The 24,483-nt window shown below is 58.9% G+C and carries 27 protein-coding genes; 20 read left to right on the top strand and 7 right to left on the bottom strand.

Annotated features, from left to right (window positions below):
• Nucleotides 1–9: 9 nt before the first annotated feature.
• The 4 genes from cheT (at nucleotide 10) to visR (ending at nucleotide 4,283) form a co-directional block, all read left to right on the top strand.
• Nucleotides 10–399, top strand: coding sequence for a chemotaxis protein CheT (gene cheT, locus BN1800_RS11915; RefSeq protein ID WP_027509860.1), 390 nt, complete (start codon nucleotides 10–12; stop codon nucleotides 397–399).
• Between the two features lie 110 nt (nucleotides 400–509).
• A complete protein-coding gene (fliF, locus tag BN1800_RS11910) occupies nucleotides 510–2,201 on the top strand; it encodes a flagellar basal-body MS-ring/collar protein FliF (protein WP_086997695.1) in 1,692 nt (563 codons plus the stop codon).
• 582 nt (nucleotides 2,202–2,783) lie between these two features.
• On the top strand, nucleotides 2,784–3,524 hold the full coding sequence (gene visN, locus BN1800_RS11905; RefSeq protein WP_086997692.1) for a transcriptional regulator VisN: 741 nt from the start codon (nucleotides 2,784–2,786) through the stop codon (nucleotides 3,522–3,524).
• A gap of 9 nt (nucleotides 3,525–3,533) precedes the next feature.
• On the top strand, nucleotides 3,534–4,283 hold the full coding sequence (gene visR / locus BN1800_RS11900; RefSeq protein WP_086997689.1) for a transcriptional regulator VisR: 750 nt from the start codon (nucleotides 3,534–3,536) through the stop codon (nucleotides 4,281–4,283).
• 70 nt (nucleotides 4,284–4,353) lie between these two features.
• On the opposite strand, the gene BN1800_RS11895 is transcribed toward visR, so the two are convergent.
• The 6 genes from BN1800_RS11895 to motA all read right to left on the bottom strand — a co-directional run bounded on the left by BN1800_RS11895 (nucleotide 4,354) and on the right by motA (nucleotide 9,536).
• Nucleotides 4,354–4,794 carry a hypothetical protein gene (locus BN1800_RS11895; protein ID WP_027509864.1) on the bottom strand — a complete coding sequence of 147 codons (441 nt, stop codon included), beginning with the start codon at nucleotides 4,792–4,794 and terminating at the stop codon, nucleotides 4,354–4,356.
• 5 nt (nucleotides 4,795–4,799) lie between these two features.
• The gene (gene flhB / locus BN1800_RS11890; protein WP_086997686.1) at nucleotides 4,800–5,879 is read right to left on the bottom strand and encodes a flagellar biosynthesis protein FlhB; all 1,080 of its coding nucleotides are present in this window, start codon (nucleotides 5,877–5,879) and stop codon (nucleotides 4,800–4,802) included.
• Between the two features lie 130 nt (nucleotides 5,880–6,009).
• Entirely contained in the window at nucleotides 6,010–7,050 is a 1,041-nt protein-coding gene (gene fliG / locus BN1800_RS11885) for a flagellar motor switch protein FliG (protein ID WP_027509866.1), read from the bottom strand.
• Nucleotides 7,051–7,078: 28 nt separating this feature from the next.
• Nucleotides 7,079–7,651 carry a flagellar motor switch protein FliN gene (fliN, locus tag BN1800_RS11880; RefSeq protein ID WP_027509867.1) on the bottom strand — a complete coding sequence of 191 codons (573 nt, stop codon included), beginning with the start codon at nucleotides 7,649–7,651 and terminating at the stop codon, nucleotides 7,079–7,081.
• Between the two features lie 64 nt (nucleotides 7,652–7,715).
• Nucleotides 7,716–8,663, bottom strand: a complete 948-nt coding sequence (locus BN1800_RS11875) for a FliM/FliN family flagellar motor switch protein (RefSeq protein ID WP_086997683.1) — start codon at nucleotides 8,661–8,663, stop codon at nucleotides 7,716–7,718.
• Complete coding sequence (gene motA / locus BN1800_RS11870; protein ID WP_027509869.1) at nucleotides 8,664–9,536, bottom strand: flagellar motor stator protein MotA; 873 nt, start codon at nucleotides 9,534–9,536, stop codon at nucleotides 8,664–8,666. It abuts the gene before it with no gap.
• Nucleotides 9,537–9,789: 253 nt separating this feature from the next.
• On the opposite strand from motA, the gene flgF reads away from it, so the two are divergent.
• The 13 genes from flgF (at nucleotide 9,790) to fliP (ending at nucleotide 18,760) form a co-directional block, all read left to right on the top strand.
• On the top strand, nucleotides 9,790–10,524 hold the full coding sequence (gene flgF, locus BN1800_RS11865; protein WP_027509870.1) for a flagellar basal-body rod protein FlgF: 735 nt from the start codon (nucleotides 9,790–9,792) through the stop codon (nucleotides 10,522–10,524).
• 16 nt (nucleotides 10,525–10,540) lie between these two features.
• On the top strand, nucleotides 10,541–11,947 hold the full coding sequence (fliI, locus tag BN1800_RS11860; protein WP_086997680.1) for a flagellar protein export ATPase FliI: 1,407 nt from the start codon (nucleotides 10,541–10,543) through the stop codon (nucleotides 11,945–11,947).
• 2 nt (nucleotides 11,948–11,949) lie between these two features.
• Complete coding sequence (locus tag BN1800_RS11855) at nucleotides 11,950–12,510, top strand: flagellar protein (protein WP_086997677.1); 561 nt, start codon at nucleotides 11,950–11,952, stop codon at nucleotides 12,508–12,510.
• A 159-nt stretch (nucleotides 12,511–12,669) separates the two neighbouring features.
• A complete protein-coding gene (flgB, locus tag BN1800_RS11850; RefSeq protein ID WP_027509873.1) occupies nucleotides 12,670–13,062 on the top strand; it encodes a flagellar basal body rod protein FlgB in 393 nt (130 codons plus the stop codon).
• Between the two features lie 4 nt (nucleotides 13,063–13,066).
• Nucleotides 13,067–13,483 carry a flagellar basal body rod protein FlgC gene (flgC, locus tag BN1800_RS11845; protein ID WP_027509874.1) on the top strand — a complete coding sequence of 139 codons (417 nt, stop codon included), beginning with the start codon at nucleotides 13,067–13,069 and terminating at the stop codon, nucleotides 13,481–13,483.
• Complete coding sequence (gene fliE, locus BN1800_RS11840) at nucleotides 13,483–13,812, top strand: flagellar hook-basal body complex protein FliE (protein WP_086997674.1); 330 nt, start codon at nucleotides 13,483–13,485, stop codon at nucleotides 13,810–13,812. The genes flgC and fliE overlap by 1 nt, the downstream gene beginning before the upstream one ends.
• A gap of 20 nt (nucleotides 13,813–13,832) precedes the next feature.
• Nucleotides 13,833–14,621 (top strand): flagellar basal-body rod protein FlgG, encoded by a 789-nt coding sequence (gene flgG, locus BN1800_RS11835; protein ID WP_086997671.1) that lies wholly within the window; start codon nucleotides 13,833–13,835, stop codon nucleotides 14,619–14,621.
• 18 nt (nucleotides 14,622–14,639) lie between these two features.
• Nucleotides 14,640–15,122 carry a flagellar basal body P-ring formation chaperone FlgA gene (flgA, locus tag BN1800_RS11830; RefSeq protein WP_027509876.1) on the top strand — a complete coding sequence of 161 codons (483 nt, stop codon included), beginning with the start codon at nucleotides 14,640–14,642 and terminating at the stop codon, nucleotides 15,120–15,122.
• The gene (locus BN1800_RS11825; RefSeq protein WP_027509877.1) at nucleotides 15,119–16,240 is read left to right on the top strand and encodes a flagellar basal body P-ring protein FlgI; all 1,122 of its coding nucleotides are present in this window, start codon (nucleotides 15,119–15,121) and stop codon (nucleotides 16,238–16,240) included. The genes flgA and BN1800_RS11825 overlap by 4 nt, the downstream gene beginning before the upstream one ends.
• Nucleotides 16,237–16,779, top strand: a complete 543-nt coding sequence (locus BN1800_RS11820) for a MotE family protein (RefSeq protein WP_027509878.1) — start codon at nucleotides 16,237–16,239, stop codon at nucleotides 16,777–16,779. Before BN1800_RS11825 ends, BN1800_RS11820 begins: the two co-directional genes overlap by 4 nt.
• The gene (gene flgH, locus BN1800_RS11815) at nucleotides 16,776–17,492 is read left to right on the top strand and encodes a flagellar basal body L-ring protein FlgH (RefSeq protein ID WP_027509879.1); all 717 of its coding nucleotides are present in this window, start codon (nucleotides 16,776–16,778) and stop codon (nucleotides 17,490–17,492) included. The genes BN1800_RS11820 and flgH overlap by 4 nt, the downstream gene beginning before the upstream one ends.
• A gap of 12 nt (nucleotides 17,493–17,504) precedes the next feature.
• Nucleotides 17,505–18,026, top strand: a complete 522-nt coding sequence (locus BN1800_RS11810; protein WP_086997667.1) for a flagellar basal body-associated FliL family protein — start codon at nucleotides 17,505–17,507, stop codon at nucleotides 18,024–18,026.
• Nucleotides 18,023–18,760, top strand: coding sequence for a flagellar type III secretion system pore protein FliP (gene fliP, locus BN1800_RS11805; RefSeq protein ID WP_027509881.1), 738 nt, complete (start codon nucleotides 18,023–18,025; stop codon nucleotides 18,758–18,760). Before BN1800_RS11810 ends, fliP begins: the two co-directional genes overlap by 4 nt.
• 93 nt (nucleotides 18,761–18,853) lie before the next feature.
• Here the strand turns inward: fliP and BN1800_RS11800 are convergent, their stop codons facing one another.
• Nucleotides 18,854–20,785 (bottom strand): O-linked N-acetylglucosamine transferase, SPINDLY family protein, encoded by a 1,932-nt coding sequence (locus BN1800_RS11800; protein WP_244564482.1) that lies wholly within the window; start codon nucleotides 20,783–20,785, stop codon nucleotides 18,854–18,856.
• 381 nt (nucleotides 20,786–21,166) lie between these two features.
• On the opposite strand from BN1800_RS11800, the gene BN1800_RS11795 reads away from it, so the two are divergent.
• The 3 genes from BN1800_RS11795 (at nucleotide 21,167) to BN1800_RS11785 (ending at nucleotide 24,425) form a co-directional block, all read left to right on the top strand.
• Nucleotides 21,167–22,075 carry a flagellin N-terminal helical domain-containing protein gene (locus BN1800_RS11795; RefSeq protein ID WP_027509883.1) on the top strand — a complete coding sequence of 303 codons (909 nt, stop codon included), beginning with the start codon at nucleotides 21,167–21,169 and terminating at the stop codon, nucleotides 22,073–22,075.
• Nucleotides 22,076–22,361: 286 nt separating this feature from the next.
• The gene (locus BN1800_RS11790) at nucleotides 22,362–23,273 is read left to right on the top strand and encodes a flagellin N-terminal helical domain-containing protein (RefSeq protein ID WP_027509884.1); all 912 of its coding nucleotides are present in this window, start codon (nucleotides 22,362–22,364) and stop codon (nucleotides 23,271–23,273) included.
• Nucleotides 23,274–23,519: 246 nt separating this feature from the next.
• Nucleotides 23,520–24,425: a flagellin N-terminal helical domain-containing protein gene (locus BN1800_RS11785; protein WP_086997664.1), complete on the top strand. Its 906-nt coding sequence runs from the start codon at nucleotides 23,520–23,522 to the stop codon at nucleotides 24,423–24,425.
• The last annotated feature ends 58 nt before the right edge of the window (nucleotides 24,426–24,483 follow it).

Raw genomic sequence — 24,483 nt, 5'->3', positions numbered from 1 at the left:
GATTTTTCTATGACTTTCAGTGGACCGATCGAGCCGCCTTCGCCGGTCGAGGCGCTTCCGGATATCCTCATGCGCATCGTTTCCGAACTGCATGATGTCGCTTACCTCATCGAACGCATCGAGCCGCAGCTTCTCGAAATCGGCGGCGCCGATGTCCTGAATTCGCCGGACAGCATGAAAATCATGCAGGGCATCGATCTTGCCGTCCAGAAAGCCCGTGGTCTGGCTGAATTCATCGACACGATCACAGGTGAAATTCCGCAAAGCTGGGCTGTTGACGTCGCAACCGCGCTCAGTCTCGTCAAGCTTGCCGAGATGCAGAAAGCGCTCGGCGGCGCCACGCGCCACGGCCATTCCCAGCCGCTCAGCAAGGCGGCCGGCGACTTCGATTTCTTCTGATTTTTCAGTTTCCCAGCCTGCTCTGACGAAACGCTCGCACAAGTTTCGCCGTCTATCAAGGAATGAGGCAATAAGCCTGTTTTGTCTTTGACGGATCGTGCGAGAACAGAATGAATCTGTTAAATCAATTAGTTCAGCTCACTAGGAACTTAGGTTCGCTGGGGCGAACCCGCTTGTTGGCACTCGCTGGTGTTGGCGTTTTTTCCATCGCAATCATTTTGGCTGCAGCCTTTTTCGTCAACAAGCCGGCGCAGGAAACGCTCTATGTCGGCCTTGATACTCCTGACCTCAATCAAATCAGCATGGCTCTTGCGGAGGCCAATATCGGCTTCCAGGTCGGTTCCGACGGTTCGAGCATTACGGTGCCCGCCGGCATGACGGGCAAGGCCCGCCTGCTGCTTGCCGAGCGCGGGCTGCCGAACAGCGCCAACGCAGGCTACGAATTGTTCGACAATGTCGGCTCGCTCGGCCTTACCTCGTTCATGCAGGAAGTCACGCGCGTCCGTGCGCTCGAGGGTGAAGTAGGCCGCACCATTCAGTCCATCTCCGGCATCACCGCCGCACGCGTCCATATCGTCATGCCGGAGGTCGGAAACTTCCGCAAGGCGGAGCAGAAGCCGACAGCCTCCGTCATGATCCGGGCGAGTGCTGCGGCGGGCCGAAGTGCAGCCACCTCGATCCGCCACCTCGTCGCCTCGGCCGTGCCGGGGCTTGACGTCGATGACGTGACGATTCTCGATTCCGCCGGCCAGCTGCTGGCCTCCGGCGACGAGGCGAGCAACAGCTCGCTGAACCGCTCGCTAAACATCGTCCAGAACGTCCAGCAGGAAGTCGAATCGAATATCGACAAGGCGCTGGCGCCCTTCCTCGGCATGGACAATTTCCGCTCCAGCGTGACGGCCGATCTCAACACGGACGCGCAGCAGATCCAGGAGACGGTCTACGATCCGGAATCGAAGGTGGAGCGGTCCGTGCGCACCACCAAGGAAGCCTCCCAGTCGCAGCAGAAGCAGTCCGACAACGCGACGACCGTCGAGCAGAACGTTCCGCAGGCCGCACCCGAGCAGGGCGGAAGCAACAATCCGGAATCACAAGACAAGTCGGACAAGAAGGAAGAGCAGACCAACTACGAGATCAACAGCAAGACCACTGCCACGACCCGTAGCAGCTACAAGATCGAGAAGCTTTCGATCGCCGTTGTCGTCAACAAGGGCCGTGTTGCCCAGATGGTTGGCGAACCTGCCGATCAGGCAAAGATCGACGCCTATCTCGCCGAGATGAACAAGATCGTGACGTCTGCAGCCGGGATCAGTGCCGATCGAGGCGACGTCGTCACGGTCACGGCGATGGATTTCCTCGAGAACCAGCTTCTCGAAGATGCCGCCGGCGGCGTTCGCATCCTCGACATGCTGAGCCGCAACCTGGCCGGCATCATCAACTCGCTTGCCTTCCTGGGCGTCGCCTTCGTGGTAGTCTGGATGGGCGTGCGGCCTCTGGTGCGCAGCATCAGCGGTGGCGGCGTGGGCGCAATCGGCGACACGTCTGCCGAAAGCGTAGGCCTGGAACTGCCGGATTTCGCACCGGCCGGAGGAACGGCTGCCGGCGGCGCGCTCATGGACGGCTTCGGCTCGGACTTCGGCTTCGACAGCACGGAGGATCTGCTCAGCCTGGGCGACGACGACGGAAACTTCAACCGCCGCGTCAAGGAAGGCCCGGAACGGAAGCTCGCGCGAATGGTCGAGATCAACGAGGAGCGCGCCGCGAAAATCCTCAGGAAATGGGCCGTGGACAACGCCGCTTAAACGAAAGGCCGGGAGACCGGCCTTTTTTAATGTCCACCGTCAGCGTGATCACGGATTTGTTATCAGCAGGCACCCGAGCGGGACATATTTTGCACAAGATTGAAAAGGTGCTTGATTGTTGCCGGATCAGGCGAGAGCGAACGTTTCACTTTTATAAATCAGAAGAAATCACTTGGCAGGAAGATTGTTTAAGGTCGAAAGTTTTATTTCATAAATACATAGTCATATGTGACCTGCAGTATCGGCGGATTTGTTCGTGATATTCAAATTAGAATTAGCTGCATTTAAAGTATGTATGAATTGCGTCAAAGAATTGCTCATATTGATGACTCGCCTATAACGAGTGTTGTGTTGCGAGACTGAGAGAATCACCATAGGTTCAAGACTATCTAATCAAGCGATGTCTGAGCGCGAATCACGCGCACGGAAAGCGGCAAGAGTAAATCCCAAGAACTCGGATATGGTAGTTTCTGACGTCTGACTTACCCTTGGGTGATTCGTCTAGTCATTGCGGCAGGCCGCGTAGGTCCTGCGCAACAATGCCTTGCAGAGACGGGCACTCAGCCGCGCGGGACGCTGCCTATGGATATGCACACACTGCTTAAGGGCGAAAATCAGGCCGCGAATTTCGTCGGTCTCCAGGCTATCAGCCTTTGCTCCCGCGAGGAGCTCATTGGGCAACTTAGCGAAATTGCCGACAGCGGCAGGTTGCAGGCGGCACTTCGCACGCTGACGGATTACGTTGGGGCGTCGCATTACCTGCTGGCGCGCTCCGATCTCATTCAGGAAGCCGGCCTCGATTCTATCGTATCCTCGGACTGGCCGTTCGACCTCGTGAAGGATCTGGCGGCGGCATTGACCAACAGCTATGCGCGCACGACCGAGCTGGAAAAATGCATGCAGCTCTTCCAGCCGCATTTTGCACTCCTCCCCGACAATACCCATGTGCCGGATGGCGCCAGCCGCCAGTATTGTTCCTTGACGTTCAATGTCGGTCGCTCGCGGCTATCGTTGATGTTTCTCTTCGATGACGGGTTTATCCTGTCGCCGGAACGGCTGAGGGACGTCGGGCTTCTTGCAGGCTATCTCGCGAGCTCCCTCCAGTGCGCCGGCACCCGGGTGGACCGCGATTTCGAGCTGACGGAGCGGGAGCTCGAATGTCTCTTCTGGATCGCCGAAGGCAAAACCAGCGATGAGATCGCGATGATCCTGGGCATCTCCCGCAATACGATCAACAACTACATTACGAGCGTCATGCGAAAGACAGCGACTAAGACTCGCTCCGAGGCGATAGCGTTTGCGGTGAGAAATAATCTCGTCTGAGGGGAATTTATGGGGCATTCGTCAAGCAGGGCGATGGGTAGTACCGAACACATCCGCAGCATACGTGTGAACAGGGTAAGCAGCCGCTCCGATCTCTTCCCGCGGCTGGTCGCGATGCAGAAGCTGGCGGACGCCCAGAATTTCGCGGTCTACCGGATGAGCGGCTCGGGCCTACCTGCGAAGCAGCGTCTGGTCTGCGAATTGGAAAACTGGGGGCTGTCGGCTGCGGTGGCCTCCAGCAAGGCACTTGTGGATGCCTATGGCGATGCGCTGCTGGACCACATCGAAAAATCCCTTTTGCCCTTGTCGTGGGCCGGCGGCCATGATCGCACCGCGCCCGGCTCGACCGATTTCGCGCCGTTCATGACGCGACTGAAGGACGGTATTCTGCCATTTTCAGGCCTCGCTTTTCCTGTGCGGCTCGGTACGGCAGGAAACGGGTTCGTCATCTTCATGGGCGATTACCTCGATCCCGGCAGCGACATGATCGTGGAGCTTCATGGCCGCAGCTGCCAGGTCATGATGGATCTGCTCTCGATGGATGAGCGCCGCGTAGCGGCGGCGGAAACACTGAGCGAGCGCGAGATTGCCTGCCTGCAGCTTGCGGGCGACGGGCGCATCAGCGAAGAGATTGCCGACAAGCTCGGACTTTCAGTCCATACCGTGAATGCTTACCTCGGCTCGGCGACGATCAAGCTGGATTCGGTCAACCGCATCCAGGCGATCGCCAAGGCGATCCGCCTCGGCTACATCAGCTGAAGGGGCCAATTGCCAAACCCGGCGCGGATAAACCGGCCGGGTTCTTCCAAGCCTGAAACTGAAGTATCGATCAGCCCGCAAGCGCCTGAAGCGGCCGGGTATTGTACCGGCTTTCACGCAGGCTGCGTTCGAGGAAGGCCGTGTTCACGTCCGGATCGGCAGACGGATCCTGGAAGGCGATATGGTTGATCTCGATACCGGCATGCTGCTCCGCCATCGTGAGCTGCGCATAGACCGTCACGCCGCGTGGCTTGATCTCGAGATCGAGGACGACCTCGGGCTTGCCGCCCCATTCCAGCGTGTAACTGCCCCCAAGGCCGAAATTGACGGTGCCGGGATGAAAGAACAGCTCTGCAGCCGACGCAACCAGATCGGCGATGCTGCCGTAATACTCGAAGCGCAGCAGCGAAATGAGATCCGAAGCGTCGAGAAGCCGAAGCTCGGTCGCAACCGGGCTGATGGCTTCGGCAAGAATTCTTTCACGCTGAGAAGAGTAGGGGCATTTCTTCATTCGGCTTATCTTACCCGTTTGTTCCTGGCGTCGGCAGCATAAACCCGGTGAATGAGCTCTGCCACGGCCTTGTAGAATACTGACGGGATGACACTATCGATCGAGACTTGCGCAAACATGGAGCGGGCAAGAGGCGGATCCTCGAAAACAGGAATCCCATTCTTTTCGGCTATCTCTCTGATTTTCAACGCAATAAGGTCCTGACCCTTGGCCAGAACCACCGGCGCATCGTTTTCCTCGCGCACATAACGCAGCGCCACGGCATAGTGCGTCGGGTTGGCGATGACGAGCGTGGCGCGTTCGACATTGGCAATCATGCGGCGGCGGGCACGGTCCCGCATCAGCGAGCGCTGGCGGCCCTTCACGAACGGGTCGCCCTGCGCCTGCTTGTTTTCTTCCTTCACTTCGTGCCGCGTCATCTTGAGTTCGGTGAACCAGTGATGTCGCGACCAGAAGAAGTCCGCGATCGCAACGACGGCCGTTGCGAAAAGTACGACCAGCACGATCTTGCGCATGATCGTCATCGTCCGCGCGAAGAAGGTTTGTGGGTCGGAGAACATCGCATCGATCGCGTTGAAGTATTCGCTCTTCAGCACGAAGAACATGATCACTCCGACGATCAGGATCTTGAAGAGCGATTTGCCGAATTCGATCAAGCCGGGCACGCTGAAGATGCGCGCAAAGCCCTTGGCCGGCGAAAGGCGCGACAGCTGCGGACGGATGCGTTCGAGAACTGGAGTAGGAAGATTTTGGCTTATGGAGGCTACGACGCCGAAGATCATGAACAGCAGCATGGCAGGGGTGAGAAGCACGGCGCTCACCCAGCCGAGATGCACGAAGAGTGACATCGCGTCCGGCCCGGTCTCGATCTTCCACTGGTCCGGCTGTTCGAAGATGTCACGAAGCGATTCGCTGACGCGGCTGATGCCATCGGGCAGATAGAAGGTCAGATAGATAAAGGTCGCAAGAACGGTGGCGAAGATCGGCACTTCGCGTGAGAAGGGCGTATTACCTTTCTCGGCCGCGTCGGCCTGCTTTTTCGCCGTCGGGGCTTCTGTTTTGCTGTCCTTGTCCTCATCAGCCAAGTTCGCGGCCCTCCATCAATGGAAAGGGCCGCAGCAAGGCGCGGCCCGTTCCGAAAAGCGTAGTCTTGCGGTACATCGTGATCAACGCCGGGAACGGTTTCTCGCCGGGTTGTCAACAGAAGCAGGAAGCTTAGGCTGCTGCCGGCGCTCCGCTCTCCGCCTCCTTGAGCTGGATCTGGCCGGAGTTTGCCAGGCGAATCGCTTCTTGGGCGACGGCACGCCGGGCAATGGCGATCTCGCGCGGATTGATGCCGGCAGTGCCGCTCTGCAGGTCCGATTCGATCATGCGGCGCTGGCGCGGGCTGATCGAGGAGAGAACTGCCTCGCGGATTTCGGCCGACGCGCCGCGCAAAGCCATGGTGAGAACGTCGGCGGAGATATCGTTGAGCAGCATGACGCGGCTGCGTTGCGGCATGTAGAGAATGTCGTCGAAGAGGAAGATCTTCGGGCGAACCTTGTTGACGGATTCGCGGCTGATCGACTCCAGCGAGGTGAGCAACGTGTCGACCTGCGGCTTGTCCATCTCGTTCATGAGTTCGGCAACCTTGTTCGATCCGATCGAGTTCTTCTCGGCTTCGACTTCGGCCAGCAGCGTCACCACCTGCTTCTCGATGATTTGAGCGGCTTTGGGGCTGACGGATTTCAGGTTGACGGTGCGGTTCATGATGTCCGCGCGGCGGCTGTCCGGAAGCTGCATCAGCACCTTGGCGCCGAAGGAAGACGGCATCATCGAAAGAATATAGGCAACGGTCTGCGGATGTTCGCGCAGCAGGAACTTGCCGATGAAGGCCGGATCCCCCTCGCCGAGACGGTCCCAGATGGAGGTTTCGTATGCTTGGAATGCTGTGCGGCGGCCGAGAAGGCTGTCTACCTCGTCCGGCGTCAGGCCCTCTTCGAGAATGCTCTCGATTGCCTTGGCATTGTCCATCAGGCCGGCGCCTTCGGTGAAGAGGTCTTCGAATTCGGCCACTAGGCCAAGCAGCTCGTCCGGCGGAATGGCTCGCAGAGCCTGAGCGGAAGATATGATCGTCTGCAACTCGGCCTGGGTGAAATATTTCAACAGCCGGCCTGCGACTCCCTTCCCCATAGCGAGGAGTACAGCCGCCGCTTTTTCAGCCTGGGTCAACGGTTTCCCGGCAAGTGCGCCGCCGAAATCGTCAAAGTCCATCATGGTCTAACCTCTCCGCCCCTAACCGGGGTCAGGCTTTTTTGGTGCTCAGAACTTCTATCAGTTTAACCCCAAAGCGGGTGTCGTCATTCTCCAGGACGGTGATTTCGCCACGTGCGATCTTGCGGCCGTTCACCATGATCTCAACCGGCTCGCCAATCTTCTTGTCGAGGGCGATGGTGGCGCCTTCGTTGAGATTCATCAGGCCGGAAACCTGCATGCGGCTGCTGCCGAGCATGATCTGGACGTCGATCGGAATGTCCATGATCAGTTCGAAGTTCGAAGAAAGCGCGCTGCCAAGCGGTGCCGGTTCGACGATCGCCGCGGAGAAACCGGTGTCGCCGAAATCCGAAGAGCCGCCAAAGTCGCCGTTGCCGAAGGGTGTCTCGGCTGTGCTGTCACTGCCGAAGTCGCCGAAAGCCGACAGATCGGTACCGGTTCCGGCGCCGAAAACATCGGCTTCTTCGCCCAACTCTGGAACTTCGCCGTCTGAATCCTGCTTCAGAACCCCGCGGAGATCATCGATCGCCTGATCGAGGTCAGCTTCGTTGCCTGGAAGCTCCAGTGACAGATCGTCGTTCTGCTGTGTTTTCTTCGTAGCCATGAAATCACTATTCCAGTTGAAACTTGCCTCAAACTGCCGTTGCAGCGAAAGGGACGGGAACCGATTAATTCATTAAATGACGGATGAGCTCGTCATCGGAGCTGATCGTATCTTTGATCCGGACGGTGTAATTTTCGCCGGAACGCCCGAACTCGCACACATACAATTCCTTGCTGTTGGCACTGACCTCAACGCGGACGTCGCCGGTGTCGCGGAAGGGGATGACGTCGCCCGGTGCGAGCTTGGAGATCGTGCGCAACGTCAGGTCCTGAAGGCGGATTTTCGCGTCGAGCGTCACATGCGACCGGTGGACCTGTTCGCTGAGCTGTTCGGTCCATGCCTCAGACTTGGCGGACTGGGTCTTCGCCTTCGGCGCCGAAATCTGCGTCTTCAGCAGCGGCGCCTGGGGCACGATCACCGAGAATTCGGATGTGATGCCCGAAAGCGTGATCGTCATGTTGATCGCCGAGGCGAATTCGTCCGGCGTGTCTTTGGAGGGCCGGGCACGCGAATCCAGCGCATGCGGGGGCTCAAGGCTGGGCTCGAAACCGCCCGGTGGATTGACCGCGGAGCGGAAGACATTGGCGATCTTCTCGAAAACCATGACCGCAAGTTCAAGTTCGATGACCGAGAGCAACCTGTCGGCCGGCTGTTCGATCGTATCGGACGCAGCTCCAAGCAGGTTTTCCATCAGTGTGATAACGAAGCTGTTGCCGCAGGCAAAGGTGATATTCTGCGACCAGTTGCGCAGCGTCGCATCGACAAGGGTCACATTGGTGCCGAGGTCGGCGATCAGGTCGTTCTTGTAGCTGGAACTGCAGCCAAGATAGGCGACGGCAATGTCTAGCCCGGTTTCGCTCTTGAAAATATCCGGCAGGAATTCGCCATAGACCTCCGACAGTGAAACGCAGAGCTTTTCTATGGTCGCCCGGTCGCCGAGGCGCCCGGTCAGCTTCGCAAGGAGGACCGGGTCCATCGCCGGCCTTTGAGGGGAAAGGTTGCTCATGGTCACTTAGGCCGCCTTGTTCTCGCCACCCGGGTTCATCATTTCCTGTTCGACCGCGTCGATCGATGGACGCTCGTAAGCCGAGATCGTCTTGCGGCCGTATTCGAGAGCCACCTGCGGAACGGAGCCGTTCATGTAGGCAAGCAGTGTCTGCTTCACGATCACGTAGAGGCGATGCTGCTTTGTGCGCACGACCTTGATCTGCGAAACCAGCGGCGCGCAGACCGAATAAGACAGAATGATGCCGAGGAACGTGCCGACGAGGGCCGAACCGATGAGGTGGCCGAGGACTTCCGGCGAATCGTTAATATGCGCCATGGCCTTGATGACGCCGAGGACGGCCGCGACGATGCCGATCGCCGGGAAGGAGTCGCCCATAATCGAGATGGCGTGATAAGGCTTCATCTTGTCGTGCAGGATCGTGTTGATCTCTTCGTCCATCAGTGCCTCAATCTCATGCGAGCGGGCATTGCCGATGATGATCAGACGGACGTAGTCGCAGATGAATGCCGTCAGTTCCTTGTTCTTCAGGATCGTCGGAGCTGACAGGAAGATCGAAGATTCCGCCGGATTGTCGATATGTGCTTCGATCTCATTGCGCGATTTGGTGCGCAGGTCGCGCATCAGCGAATAGAGAACGCCGAGCGTATCCAGATAGTTGCGCTCCTTCGGAACGGAGTGCTTGAACGCCTCGGCGAGCGCCTTGCCGGAATCCTTCACGACCTTCATGGGATTCGCCATGATAAAGCCGCCGAGACCGGCGCCGCCGATGATGACGAACTCGAAAGGTTGAAACAGAGCCTCGATCTCTCCCCCCATCGCCATGAAGCTGCCGATAATACAGCCGACCGTGATCACCAATCCGATAATGATATTCATCGTCAGTCCAAACCTGAACGTTGTTTTCAGCCCAAGGGATAGGGTTGCTGGCTTGCGTGAGGCTGATGGCTAGGCGCTTGCGGCTTGCATTTTGCATGCCAGTTTCGCGCAAGGATTTGCCGTCAGATTGAGGGTGACGAATGGGCCGATCCGCCCGTTTCTGAGATGCCGCCTCAGCGAAAACCGTGGTCGAACAAACGACAGGGACCCCGGTTTTCGTTCCGTTCATCGCCAATACCAGGAGCTTATTCAGATGCAATCCGGTCTTTATGTTTCCTTGTCATCCCAGATGGCACTCGAAAAGCGCCTGACGACGATCGCGGACAACATGGCGAACGTGAACACGACCGGATTTCGCGGGACGGAAGTCAAGTTCAATCAGTTGCTTAGCGACACGGACAACAAGCTGAACGCGAAGGTTGCCTTCGTCTCACAGGGCAACGACTATCTCTCCGGAGACAGCGGCGAACTGCAGCACACCGGCAACATGCTGGATTTTGCGATCAAGGGCGATGCCTGGTTCGCTCTGGATACGCCGGCGGGCCAGGTTCTGACCAAGGATGGCCGCTTCACCATGAAGGACACAGGCGAGCTTGTGTCGATCCGCGGATACCCGGTCCTTGACGCCGGCGGTGCCCCGATCCAGCTGAACACGGCGGGCGGCGAACCCAGGGTCGGCAATGACGGCATGATCTATCAAGGCGGCCGGCAGGTCGCGTCGCTCGGTCTCTTTGAAGCCGATATCGACAAGGGCTACCTCCGCTATGAGAACAGCGGCGTCATGACCACGGAAACACCGCGGGCCGTGACCGACCGGTTCAATATCGGCGTCGAGCAGGGTTATCTCGAAAACTCCAACGTCAACGCCATGCGCGAAATCACCCAGCTGATAGAAGTCAACCGCGCGTTCGAAAGCATCGCCTCGCTGACGACCGACAGTGAAAACTCCTTCAACGAGGCGATCAAGACGCTAGGCGGCAGCCGCTAAGCGGAAGGATTGACGGATGAGTAAGACAACGCTGACCGACGACGAGCTTTCGCCGAAGCTGGGGCACCTGGCCGGCCTCGTCAGCCGCTATGCTAAGCCGGAATTTGCGGTCGCGCATGGTGGCCATGTGCAGACCATTGCCGCTGGCCACTATACGGTGAGCGGCCTTTCCCGGCAGGTCCGTCTCGGCGAGTTTGTCGCCCACAAGTCGGCGACTGGCATCCACCTCGGCGAGGTCGTCCGCGTAGAACCGGAACTGGCCTATGTCTGCCCGATCGAGCCGGGCGAACCGATCGGCATCCACGATACGGTCATCCGCAAAGGGGCCTTTCGCATATCGCCGGCCGAAAGTTGGTGCGGCCGCACGATCAATTCGCTCTGCGAACCGATCGATGGCCTTGGCCCGATCGTCGATGGCCTCGATCGCCGTTCAATCTCCAATACCGCGCCGCCTTCGATGACCCGCAAACGCGTCGAGAAGGGCTTCCGGACGGGCGTCCGCGCCATCGACATTTTTTCTCCGCTTTGCCACGGCCAGCGCCTCGGCATCTTCGCAGGCTCGGGCGTCGGCAAATCGACGCTTCTCTCGATGCTTGCAATGGCCGATACCTTCGACAAGGTAGTGATTGCGCTCGTCGGCGAACGCGGCCGCGAGGTGCGCGAATTCATCGAGGATACGCTCGGCGAGAACATGAAGAAATCGATCGCCGTGGTCGCGACCAGCGACGAAAGCCCGATGCTGCGCAAGATGGCGCCGTTGACGGCGGTCACGATCGCCGAACATTTCCGCGACCAGGGCGACAACGTACTGCTGATCGTTGATAGCGTCACGCGCTTTGCCCATGCGATCCGCGAGGTAGCGACCGCATCCGGTGAGCCGCCGATCGCCCGCGGTTACCCTGCATCGGTTTTCACCGAGCTGCCGCGGCTGCTAGAGCGCGCCGGTCCCGGCCCGGAAGGCACGGGAACGATCACCGCGATCATCTCGATCCTCGTCGATGGCGACAATCACAACGACCCGATCGCCGACTCGACGCGCGGCATTCTCGATGGCCATATCGTCCTGCAGCGAAGCCTTGCGGAAGAAGGCCGTTACCCGCCGATCGACCCCTTGGCGTCCATTTCGCGCCTTGCCCGCAAGGCCTGGACGCCGGATCAGGAAAAGCTCGTCTCGCGCCTGAAGGCGCTGATCCATCGCTTCGAGGAAACGCGCGACCTGCGTCTCATCGGCGGCTACCGGCCGGGCGCTGATCCGGATTTGGACATGGCGGTCAAGCAGGTACCAATTATTTACGATGTTTTGAAACAGTCTCCGGGAGATCGCGCGTCGGTCGATGCCTTTGCTGACCTGGCGGCTGCTCTCAAGACCGCTGCCGGAATTCCGAACCAGCCGGCAACGATCCCGACGAGACCCAGAGGTTAGCTTTGACGAAATTCGAAGACGATGATGAGCGCATCGCTCCCTTGAAGCCACGGGAAAAGCGGCAAGCGCTGATGCTCGACCGCGTGTTGACTGTGGTAGGGCTCACGCTTGCAGGTGCTGCGGCGTTTTTCCCTTGGTACGTCTTCTTCAACGAGGACAAGTTCGGCATTGACGTCGCGCAGAGCGATCGGAGCCGTGACCTGCCGGACTGGCCGGCGCGCAATGTTTTCAGTGTCTCGCCGCTTGCCATGGTCAACAAGAACGAGGTCGAGAACAAGCCAGAGCTTCCCTTTGACCCGCTGACGACCGCGACGGTTTCGAATGTCGGCAAGGAGAGCGACAGGGGTGCCATGGTGCCCGAAGACCAGCCGTTCCCTGCCGTTTCCGGCTTCAAGCTCCTGCACGTTGCAAACGGCCGAGCCTTGATCGAGGATTCTTCGGGCATGTATGTCGTGCGCGTCGGATCGATCCTTCCGGACGAAAGCCACCTCGCCACGCTGGAAGAGCGCGACGGCAAATGGGTGATCGTGACTTCCAGGGGCCAAATCTACCAGAACAAGTGATCGCCGCAGCGATCCTGCTGGAGGCTCCGCGCGAAGGCGACGGGCCTCTTTCCTTTTTGGTACGGCCAATAAAGCTGACCGCAGCGAAGCCTGAATTCTCCGTAAGTCTGACGCAAGATTACCGCCGTAGGGTCCTCTCAGTAAACACGGAGAGTTCCCATGCAACCGATTCAACTTTTCGACTTGGCCTCGCGGCAGGCGGAATGGCTGACGATCCGTCAGGAGGTTGTGGCCGGCAACATTGCGAATGCTAACACGCCGAAATTTCGTGCCAAGGACGTGACGCCCTTCGAGGCCGTTCTCGACAAGGCCGATATCACGATGGCCCGCACCAACCCGGTGCATTTCAGCGGCAACGATTTCAGCACCAGCGGCGACATCGACGTCAAGGAAGCGGCTCTCGACCAGGAGATCGGCGTTCAGGAATCCGGCAACACCGTCGGTCTGGCCGAGGAACTGTCCAAGAGTGGCGAAATCAAGCGTCAGTATGAGCTGAATACCTCGCTGGTCGGCTCCTTTCATCGAATGATGTTGATGACCGTAAGGAAGTAATGCCGTGGATCCTTTGACAGCAGCCATGAAGATCGCAGGTTCCGGACTCGAAGCGCAGTCGACGCGTTTGCGCATCGTCTCTGAAAACATCGCAAACGCCCGCTCGACCGGTGATACGCCCGGCGCCGATCCCTATCGCCGCAAGACGATCACGTTCGGCGAAGAAGTTGATCGCGCAGGCGGCGTGACGACGGTGGGCGTCAAGAAGCTCGGCGTCGACGAGGCCGATTTCACCACCGAATACGATCCGAGCAACCCCGCCGCCGACGAGCGCGGCGTCGTCAAGCTCCCGAACGTCAACATGCTGGTCGAGATGGCGGACATGCGCGAAGCCAACCGTTCCTATGACGCTAACCTGCAGACCATCAAGCAGACCCGCGACCTGATCTCCTCCACGATCGATCTTCTGAAGAGCCAATAATGATCAATAACGTACAGAACGTCAGTTCTCTCTCTCTCACGCGCGGCATCGGCAGCGTTGCGACCGAGAATTCCTCCACGGCTTCTTCGGCAGCCGAAAGCGCCAAGAACGACCAGAGCTTCGCCGCCATTCTCGGCAACATGGCAACTCAGGCCGTTGACACCATGAAGGGCGCCGAAAGCATGTCCTTCGCCGGCATCAAGGGCACGGCGACGACCCGCGAAGTGGTCGATTCCATGCTGCAGGCCGAACAGACGCTTCAAACCGCAATAGCAATCCGTGACAAGGTCGTGTCGGCCTTTCTCGAAGTCACCAAGATGCAGATGTAACTGGATTTAAGGACGAACCGATGAGAGCGCTCGCCATTGCGGCAACCGGCATGGATGCCCAGCAGACCAACCTCGAAGTGATCGCGAACAACATCGCGAACATCAATACGACGGGCTTCAAGCGCGCACGCGCCGAGTTCACCGACCTTCTCTACCAGACCGAACGCGCCAAGGGCGTGGCAAACCGCGCCAATCAGGCGATCGTTCCGGAAGGCGCCAATATCGGTCTCGGCGTGCAAACATCGGCAATCCGCAACCTGCACATCCAGGGTGAACTCAGCCAGACCGGCAACGACCTCGACGTCGCGCTGATCGGCAAGGGTTTCTTCCAGATCGAGGCTCCAGACGGCACGACGCTCTATACGCGTGCCGGCGCCTTCAACAAGAACGATCAGGGCCAGCTCGTAACCGTCGATGGTTACGAAGTCGTGCCCGGCATCACCATTCCGACCGGCTCGACCGAACTGACGATCAGCCGCTCCGGTGAAGTCACCGCCAAGCTCCCGGGCCAGACGGATCCGACAACGCTCGGCCAGCTGACGATTGCGAGTTTCGTCAACGAGGCCGGCCTTCAGCCGCTCGGCGACAACCTCTTTCAGCAGACGCCCGCCTCCGGCGACCCGGTCGTCGGCACGCCGGACGAAGAGGGCTTCGCATACATGAAGCAGGGCTACTTGGAATCCTCGAACGTCGATCCGGTGAAGGAAATTACCGAACTGATATCGGCCCAGCGGGCCTATGAGATGAATTCCAAGGTCATCACCACTGCCGACGAAATGGCCTCCATCGTCAGCAAGAACCTGAAGTAAACGAGGAAAGGGCCGAACATGATGTTTCGCCGGGCGAGAAATATCGTCGCTTTGACGGCATTGGCCGCGGTTGCTGCTGCAGGCATTTTCATCCCCGGCGCGGCGAGCGCCGGCACGGGCTATGCGGTCGTGCCGACGGCTATCATCTATCCCGGGGAAACGATCAGCGGCGGCCAGCTTCAGGAAGTCGAAGTGACCAACCCGAACCTTGCGGGCGGCTACGCGAAATCCATCGAGGAAGTTCGCGGCATGATCTCGAAGCGCACGCTGCTGCCCGGCCGGACCATCTCCATCTCGGCGTTGCGTGAGCCCTACACGGTGACGCGCGGTTCGCAGATCCGCCTCGTCTTCAACATCGGCAACATGACCATCTCCGCAGCGGGCTCTCCGCTAGAGGATGGCTCGACAGGTCAGGTCATCCGCGCTCGTAACATGGATTCGGGCGTCATCGTCAGCGGCACAGTGCTTGCCAACGGCACCATACACGTGGCGGCAAAATGAAGATTGTCTCTCGCATTCTCACCGCGCTCGCGGCCCTTTCCATGTGCATGGCGCATGTGACGCCGGCGTTTGCGCTGACTTCGCGCATCAAGGACATCGCCTCACTGCAGGCCGGACGCGACAACCAGCTCATCGGCTACGGTCTCATCGTCGGTCTCCAGGGAACGGGCGACGGCTTCCGCGCATCGCCATTCACGGAACAGTCGATGCGCGCCATGCTGCAGAACCTCGGCATTTCGACGCAAGGCGGCGAGTCCAACGCGAAGAATACGGCAGCTGTCATGGTCACGGCGAACCTTCCGCCTTTCGCCAGCCCCGGCAGCCGCATCGACGTCAGCGTCAGTTCGCTGGGCGATGCGACTTCGCTGCGCGGCGGCACACTCATCATGACGTCGCTGTCGGGCGCCGACGGCCAGATTTACGCGGTCGCGCAAGGCTCCGTCGTCGTGTCCGGCTTTCAGGCCCAGGGCCAGGCAGCAACCCTGACTGAGGGCGTCACGACCGCCGGCCGCGTTCCGGGCGGTGCAATAATCGAGCGCGAGCTTCCCTCGCACTTCAAGGATTCTGTCAATCTCGTGCTGCAGCTTCGCAATCCGGACTTCTCGACGGCCGTGCGCATTGCCGATGTGGTGAACGGCTATGCCGCTGCCCGCTTCGGCGGTCCGCTCGCCGAGGCGAGGGACGCGCAGGAAGTCGTCGTCCAGAAGCCGCGCGTGGCGGACCTGACGCGATTGATGGCCGATATCGAAAACCTCGTCGTCGAGACCGATACGCCGGCGAAGGTCGTGGTCAACGAACGCACGGGCACGATCGTCATCGGAGCGGATGTCCGCATCTCGCCGGTTGCGGTGAGCTACGGAACGCTAACTGTTCAGGTCACCGAGCTGCCGCAGATCATCCAGCCGGAACCCTTCTCGCGCGGCGTCACTGCCGTTCAGCCGCAGACCGATATCGCCGCACAGCAGAACGGCGGGCGCGTCGCGATCCTCGACGGTCCCGACCTCAGGACTCTGGTTGCAGGTCTCAACAACATTGGCGTCAAACCGGATGGTATCATCGCGATCTTGCAGGGCATTAAGTCCGCTGGCGCGCTGCAGGCGGAGCTCGTACTGCAATGATCGGCTCGAAGTTCGACATGAATATCTCTGATCTGCTGCGGCGGTTCTCGCTACCGTTTGCCGCAGTCGTCCTTCTCTCCATCCCTAGCGCTTTCGCCCAGGAAGCGGCAAGGCCAGCCGGAGACCTGACGTCGGAAGAGGAAATCAGGCAATTCTGCACCAACATCGCCGATCCGGCGCGCGACCAGCGCTATTTGCTGCAGAAGCAGGAACTCGAGAAGCTGCGCGCCGATATCGACTCCCGCATGGCGGAGATGGACAAGCGCAAGGCCGAATATCAGGACTGGCTGAAGCGCCGCAACGACTTCGTCAAGCAGGCCGAGGCCGGTCTCATCGATATCTACAAGAACATGAAGCCGGATGCGGCGGCGCTGCAGCTTCAGGAAGTCAAGATCGAGGTCGCAGCAGCGGTGATCATGCGGCTCGGCTCGCGTCAATCGAGCGTGATCCTGAACGAGATGGACCCGCTGAAAGCGGCAGTCATCGCCAATATCATCGCCAGCGCGTCCGATCCCAATACGTCGAAGGATCCCTCATGAACAAGCGTTTCCCGGCTGCCATTGCCGCCGTTGCCCTTCTTGCAGGCTGCCAGTCGCCGCAGGCTGTGAGGGAGATCGGCCGGGCACCCGCCATGAGTCCGATCGGCAGCGGCCTTGCCTATGGCCAGACACCCCAGATGGCACTTTATCCGAAACAGCCGCGCCAAGTAGCGCAAGGCTATTCGCTGTGGAGCGATTCCCAAGCGGCCCTCTTCAAGGATGCGCGCGCGCTCAACGTCGGCGATATCCTAACGGTCAATATCCAGATCAACGACAAGGCGACGTTCGACAACGAAACCAATCGCAGCCGCCAGAATTCGAGCGGCCTCAATTGGGACGTAGACGCAAACATCTTGGGCTGGAATCCGAATTCCCAGACGGACATAACCTATGGCTCAGACACCAGCACCGATGGCAAGGGCAAGATCGAACGCTCGGAAAAGCTGACGCTTCTCGTCGCCGCCGTGGTCACAGGCATCCTCGAAAACGGCAACCTCGTCATCAGCGGCTCGCAGGAAGTCCGCGTGAACCAGGAAATCCGCATCCTCAACGTCGCCGGTATCGTGCGCCCGCAGGACGTCGATTCCGACAATCAGATCTCTTACGAGAAGATCGCCGAAGCGCGCATCTCCTACGGCGGCCGCGGTCGTCTGATGGAAGTGCAGCAGCCGCCGCGCGGCCAGCAGGCCATCGATCTCTTCTCGCCGCTCTAGGGCCGGACGACAATGGCAGACGCAGAAGAAACCGAAGGCAAGCCGAAAACGAAATCCGCCATGCTGATCACGGGGGCAGGCTTGCTCGCGCTCACCGTTCTTGGTGCCGGCGGCGGCTGGTTCGTCGGCACCATGATTGCGCCGAACGTCAAGAGCGCCGAGCAGGCCGAGGCGGCGGCAGAAACGGTTTCGGCGGGCGGCGAAGAGAAGCCGGAAGGAGAGGGCGGGCTGCCGCACATCTCCACCGAGGCGAACAACGTCGTTCAGCTCGAGCCGATCACGTCGAACCTCGCCTATCCCTCGGAAAACTGGATCCGCCTCGAAGTGGCGCTGCTTTTCAACGGCCCGCCGGATGTGAAGGTGGCCGAAGATATTCACCAGGATATCCTGGCTTACATCCGCACCGTTTCCCTTCAGCAGATCGAAGGGCCGCGCGGCTTTCAATATCTCAAGGATGACATACAGGAACGTGTTGACCTGCGCTCGCAAGGACGAGTATCGAAGGTCATGTTCAGGACCTTTGTCATCGAATGATTCGATTCATAATTTTCTTCGTTGCCATGACGGCGGCGCCGGAATTGGCGGTTGCCCAGCAGCTGCCGACGGATCTTTTGAACATACCTGTCGATGGCTCCGTCGCGGCCTGGATCATCCGCACCTTCGGCCTTCTGACTGTCCTTTCGATCGCTCCCGGCATCCTGATCATGGTGACGAGCTTCCCGCGCTTCGTCATCGCCTTTTCAATCCTGCGCACGGGCATGGGGCTTTCGTCGACACCTTCCAACATGATCCTGCTTTCGCTGGCGCTGTTCATGACCTTCTACGTCATGTCGCCGACCTTCGATCAGGCCTGGCAGAACGGCGTGCAGCCGCTGCTTGCCAACCAGATCCAGGAACAGGAAGCCGTGCAGCGCATCGCCGAGCCCTTCCGCACCTTCATGGCTGCCAACACGCGCGACAAGGATCTGGCGCTCTTCGTCGACCTCGCGCGCGAGCGCGGCCAGACCGTCCAGACCGGTGCTCAGATCGACTACCGCGTTCTCATTCCGGCTTTCATGATTTCGGAGATTCGGCGCGGGTTTGAGATCGGCTTCCTGATCGTTCTGCCGTTTCTCGTCATCGACCTGATCGTTGCGACGATCACCATGGCGATGGGCATGATGATGCTGCCGCCGACCTCGATCTCGCTGCCGTTCAAGATCCTGTTCTTCGTGCTGATCGATGGCTGGAACCTCTTGGTCGGCAGTCTGGTGCGATCCTTCAGCTGATCTTCGCTAACGAAAAATTCCGATCGGGCGACATTGCCGCGATGAAAAACCGCCGGGCGCGCACCCGGCGGTTTCCTTCATCTTATGCGGCCGTTATTCCGCCGAGTAAAACGGCTCTGCACGCGGCGGCAAAGCCGGCACGTCGATGTGATCGGGATCAAGGCCGTTCCTGGCACGCTCAGCCATCATCTCGTAGGCCGTCTCCAGGTGATCGCAGAAGCGTTCGGCGTCGAAAAGCGGCATGATCGGGCCGTTGGCTTTCAGGCGCGCCTTGTACTCGGCGATCTTTTCAGGATTTTGGGCCAGCTCGACGGCCATGTCTTCATAAGCCTTCAGGTCCTCGGCCACCAGTTCGGGCAGGCCGATCGCCTGCAGCAGGCTCTCGCTGACGCGCGACGCGAAGTTCGTGCCCTTGACTGTCAGGACAGGCAGACCACCCCAGAGCTGCTCCGACGTGGTCGTGTGGCCGTTGACCGGGAATGTGTCGATGCCGATATCGGCCGCCTGCTGGCGCGTGATATGCTCTTCGTAGGTGACGCGCGGGCAGAAGATGATGCGCTTCGGCGATATGCCGGCCTCCTGGAACCTCTTCGAGAGATTTGCATGGTTCCGCGCCCCGTTTGACATGATCCAAAGGACGCTGTTCGGCGCGCGCTTCAGGATATTGCACCAGATGTCGATCGTCTCGGCGATGATTTTCCGGTTGCCGTTGAACGAAGCAAAGATGAAGGCATCTTCCGGCAGGCCGAGATCGTCCCGCGTGACCGGCTTCGGTTTCGGACGGTTCGTCGGGTCATTCGGCTGGTAGCTTTCCGGCATCCGGCAGAACTTCTCGTGGTAATACGGCTTTGCGGCATCCGGAAGGACGAAGCGGTCGCCGATGACGTAGTCGAGATCGATGTTGAGCGTGCTGCCCGGAAAACCGAGCCAGGCGACTTGAACAGGCGCCAGCGGCAGATTGAAAGACGACGCCCGGCTGCCAGCGGTGTGGCCCTTCAGGTCCACCATGATATCGATGTTGTGCTCGCGAACGATGGCAGCGATTGCTTCATTGGAAAGGCCGTACACATCGACGACCTTTCCCCAACGGCTGCGGTCGGTCGTGTTCTTCGTGAGATGCTCCGGCTCGGTGTGGCAGAACAGGGTGATTTCGAAGCGACCCGTGTCGTGCAGTTCGAGGATGCGCTGCAGGAGCTTCATCGTCGCATGGTGATCCCAGAAGTCCGAGGACATGTAGCCGACGCGGATCTTGTCGGTCCAAGCATGCGGCATCTTCCGTCGCATGGCGACGCGTTCCGGATTGAGGGGCGTCGTACCGATCGTGGCAAACCGGTTCAGGCTCTCGTCGCCATTCCAGTGAAGATGGTAGAACGGGTTGTCCTTGCGAAGCACGTCGAGATCGCCTTTGGCGATGCGCTCGGTGATCGGGCCGCTATGCTTCTCGGTTTCGTCGAAATCGTTGAACTCGCGCAAGAAGACTAGATAGAGAAAGCGGAAAGCGATATTGCCGGGGTACCGCTTGAAAAGATTGCGCGCGAGCATCTGGTTGGTCTGGTCATGCAGATCGTCAGTCAGAAGCAGGGCGGCGAGCCTGGCGTGGTCCGGATTGGCGCTTTCCGACAGCACTCTCTTGAACGGCTTCACGATGTCGCGCTGCTGGCGGTTCAGGTAGATCGAGGTCAGGATATAGGCGAGTTCCGCGTCATCCTGCGCCTTCGAAAGATTGCGCATGCCGATCAGCAATGCGTCGTCTTCGTTCCCGCTCTCGAAATGCAGACGTGCAGCCTGCTTCTGGTATTCGTATGCATTCGGGCTGTCGTATTGAGCAGCGAGCGCATAGGATCTTGCCGCGTCCGCCTTGAAGCCCAACTGTAGAAGGTTCTTCGCAAGCAGCGCGTAGGTCTTGGCGTCCTGTTGCCTGTCGATGAGCTGGTTCAGTGTGACAAGCGATTGGGTGTAGCGGCCCATCTGGTAGTCTTTGGAGGCTGCCGAAAACGAAACTTTGCTGTTCAAAACCAACTCCATGCGGAAATGTCCGTTTGAATGTCGCCATTCAGGGTCGCGCGGGGGCCACGGCGCCGCAAAGACGCAATTATCCCAACCCTGGTTATCGCATAATGCCGGGCGAAGCTTGCTTGAAACAGGTGGCCAGTGAATGCGCGCTATGAAATGCTTTTAGCCTGAGATTACAGATATTTACCGCGCATTAACTACGCCTGCTGCCCGCGTTCGGGCACTGCTTCGTTTTTAAGAAGTTGGCAAGCATTGCCTGCGAGATTGCTCCCCGACATGACGGGTTTGGGCCAAGAATACAGGGCACCGAGGGGCATGAAGCTGGTCCGTCATCGCCGGTAAGCAGTCCGGTAATGTCCTCCTTTTGTATCTAGTTTTCCAGGGGACAGACTTATGACAAGTATTAATACGAACAACTCTGCCATGGCAGCTCTCCAGACGCTGCGTAACGTCAACAAGGGCCTGAACCAGACTCAGAACCACGTTTCGACGGGTCTGCGCGTTGGCGCGGCTTCCGACAACGCTGCTTACTGGTCGATCGCAACGACCATGCGTTCCGACAACAAGGCGCTTTCGGCTGTTTCGGACGCTCTCGGTATGGGTGCTGCCAAGGTTGACACCGCCTATACCGCGATGGACAGCGCCATCGACGTTGTTTCCGAAATCAAGGCCAAGTTGGTTGCCGCGACCGAAAACGGCGTCGACAAGGCGAAGGTCCAGGAAGAAATCGGCCAGCTGCAGGCGCAGTTGATGAGCATCGCTCAGTCGGCTTCCTTCAATGGCGAAAACTGGGTTGCCGGCGCAGACAACACCACGAAGAGCGTTGTTTCGTCCTTCGTTCGCGATGGTTCGAATGGCGTGTCCGTCAAGACCACCGACTATATCCTGGACAACGCCTCGCTGGGCAACGTCCTGTTCGGCATGAGCGGCGGTACGATCGAAACCTCCACCGGTATCCTCGGTACCTCGAGCGGTGCAACTGGTTCCGTCTACTCGATGGACATCACCAACTTCACGCTGGGCCAGATCTCGACGGCTCTGTCCAACGTCGAATCCGCACTGAAGGCGATGACTTCGGCTGGTGCCGAGCTCGGCTCGCTCTCCACCCGCATTGAGCTGCAGGACGATTTCGTATCGGCTCTGAGCGACTCGATCGACTCCGGTATCGGCCGTCTTGTCGATGCCGACATGGAAGAAGAATCTTCCAAGCTCAGCGCCCTGCAGACGCAGCAGCAGCTGGCGATCCAGTCTCTCTCGATCGCCAACTCCTCTTCGCAGAACATCCTGTCGCTCTTCCGCTAAGAGCGGTCGAACCGACAAGTACGGGTTTCTCGGCCGGGTTATTCCCGGCCGAGAAATTGTTTTAAGAACAGGTTAACAAAACTGCATTTAACGTTCAGATTTCATTAACTAAATTTCCTATTTGACTTCAGCATTCCTTAACCATCTTGCTGTTTTCTAGGCCCCATCGAAACGGCGAGTTAACCTTCATAGAAATGGTTAACAGGCATGATGCTGATCGCGGTGGGCCGGCTAAAAATTCCGGAATGTCCCTTCCTTGTTTTTCCTGCCAAAGGGGCAAATAGACATGACGAGTATCGTTACCAACAATGCTGCAATGGCAGCTCTCCAGACTCTCCGTGGCATTAACCAGGGTCTCGGCGAAACCCAGAACCACGTTTCGTCTGGCCTGCGCGTCGGCAAGGCTGCTGACAACGCTGCTTACTGGTCGATCGCAACGACCATGCGTTCCGACAACAAGGCGCTTTCGGCCGTTTCCGATGCTCTCGGCCTCGGTGCTGCCAAGGTCGACACTGCCTATGCCGCGATGGATAGCGCCATCGACGTCGTTTCCGAAATCAAGGCCAAGCTGGTTGCCGCGACCGAAAACGGCGTCGACAAGGCCAAGGTCCAGGAAGAAATCGATCAGCTTCAGGAACAGCTGATGAGCATTGCTCAGTCGGCTTCCTTCTCCGGTGAAAACTGGGTTGCCGGCGCAGACAACACCACGAAGAGCGTTGTTTCGTCCTTCGTTCGCGATGGTTCGAATGGCGTGTCCGTCAAGACCACCGAATATATCCTGGACAATGCCTCGCTGGGCAACGTCCTGTTCGGTATGAGCGGTGGCACGATCGAAACCTCCACCGGCATCCTCGGTACTTCGACGGGCGCAACCGGTTCCGTCTACTCGATGGACATCACCAACTTCACGCTGGGCCAGCTTTCGACGGCTCTGTCCAACGTCGAATCCGCACTGAAGGCGATGACTTCGGCTGGCGCCGAGCTCGGCTCGATCTCCACCCGCATTGAACTACAGGACGATTTCGTATCGGCTCTGAGCGACTCGATCGACTCCGGTATCGGCCGTCTCGTCGATGCCGACATGGAAGAAGAATCTTCCAAGCTCAGCGCCCTGCAGACGCAGCAGCAGCTGGCGATCCAGTCTCTCTCGATCGCCAACTCCTCTTCGCAGAACATCCTGTCGCTCTTCCGCGGCTAATAGGTCGACGAAAAATCGCCTGCCGGCGCTGCCGGCGGGCCACAATCAGGAAGCCGCGCTCCGTCGAAGCGCGGCTTTTTCTGTTGGCGTTAACCATTTGTTAACCATTTTGGCATCTTCTGCGCTCAACGAGACGGCGGGTTAACCAATATTGATTTTCGGTTAACAGGCATGAAAGCTGACCGCCGCTCCCGGTAGTCCGGAATGTCCCTTCCTGAATGTGTGCCAACAAGGGGCAATCATTTTATGACCAGCATTTTGACCAACGTCGCGGCAATGGCCGCTCTCCAGACGCTGCGCGGCATCAACGACAGCCTGGAAGAAACTCAAAATCATGTTTCATCTGGTTATCGCGTAGAAAAGGCAGCCGATAATGCTGCCTATTGGTCGATCGCAACGACCATGCGCTCCGACAACAAGGCGCTTTCGGCTGTCTCCGACGCTCTCGGGCTTGGTGCCGCCAAGGTCGATACCGCCTATTCCGCCATGGACAGTGCCGTCGACGTTGTGACCGAAATCAAGGCCAAGCTGGTTGCTGCGACCGAAAAGGGCGTCGACAGAACGAAAATCCAGGAAGAGATCAAGCAGCTGCAGGCGCAGCTCCTCAGCATTGCGCAGTCCGCATCCTTCTCCGGCGAAAACTGGGTCGCAGGCAGCGAGACCAAAAGCGTTGTCTCCTCGTTCGTCCGCGATGGCAACGGAAACACATCCGTTACGACCACCGATTATAAGCTCGACTCCTCGTCGACCGGCAACGTTCTGTTCGGGATGAGCGCCGGCGCGATCGAAACCTCGACGGGTATCATCGGTTCCTCGAACGGCACCATCGGTTCCATCTACTCGATGGACATTACATCCTTCGGAACGAATGGAATTTCCTTGGCGCTCACGGCGGTTGAACTCGGCCTTGAGGCGATGACAAGAGCAGCTTCCCAGCTTGGCTCGATTTCGACGCGCATCCAGCTGCAGGAAGGCTTCGTCTCGGCTCTGAGCGATTCGATCGATTCAGGCGTCGGCCGTCTCGTTGATGCGAACATGGAAGAAGAGTCCAGCAAGCTAACCGCGCTGCAGACACAGCAGCAGCTTGCGATCCAGTCGCTGTCGATTGCGAATTCCAGCGCGCAGAATATTTTGTCGCTCTTCCAAAATTAAGCTTCTGATTGAAGCTACAACCATTCATGCGGCGATCCACAGCCGCAGCGACAGACAG

This window comes from Rhizobium sullae (assembly GCF_900169785.1).
GTDB lineage: Bacteria > Pseudomonadota > Alphaproteobacteria > Rhizobiales > Rhizobiaceae > Rhizobium > Rhizobium sullae.
Note: the sequence above shows the minus strand (reverse complement) of the source record. Positions and strands in the feature narration are given on the sequence as shown.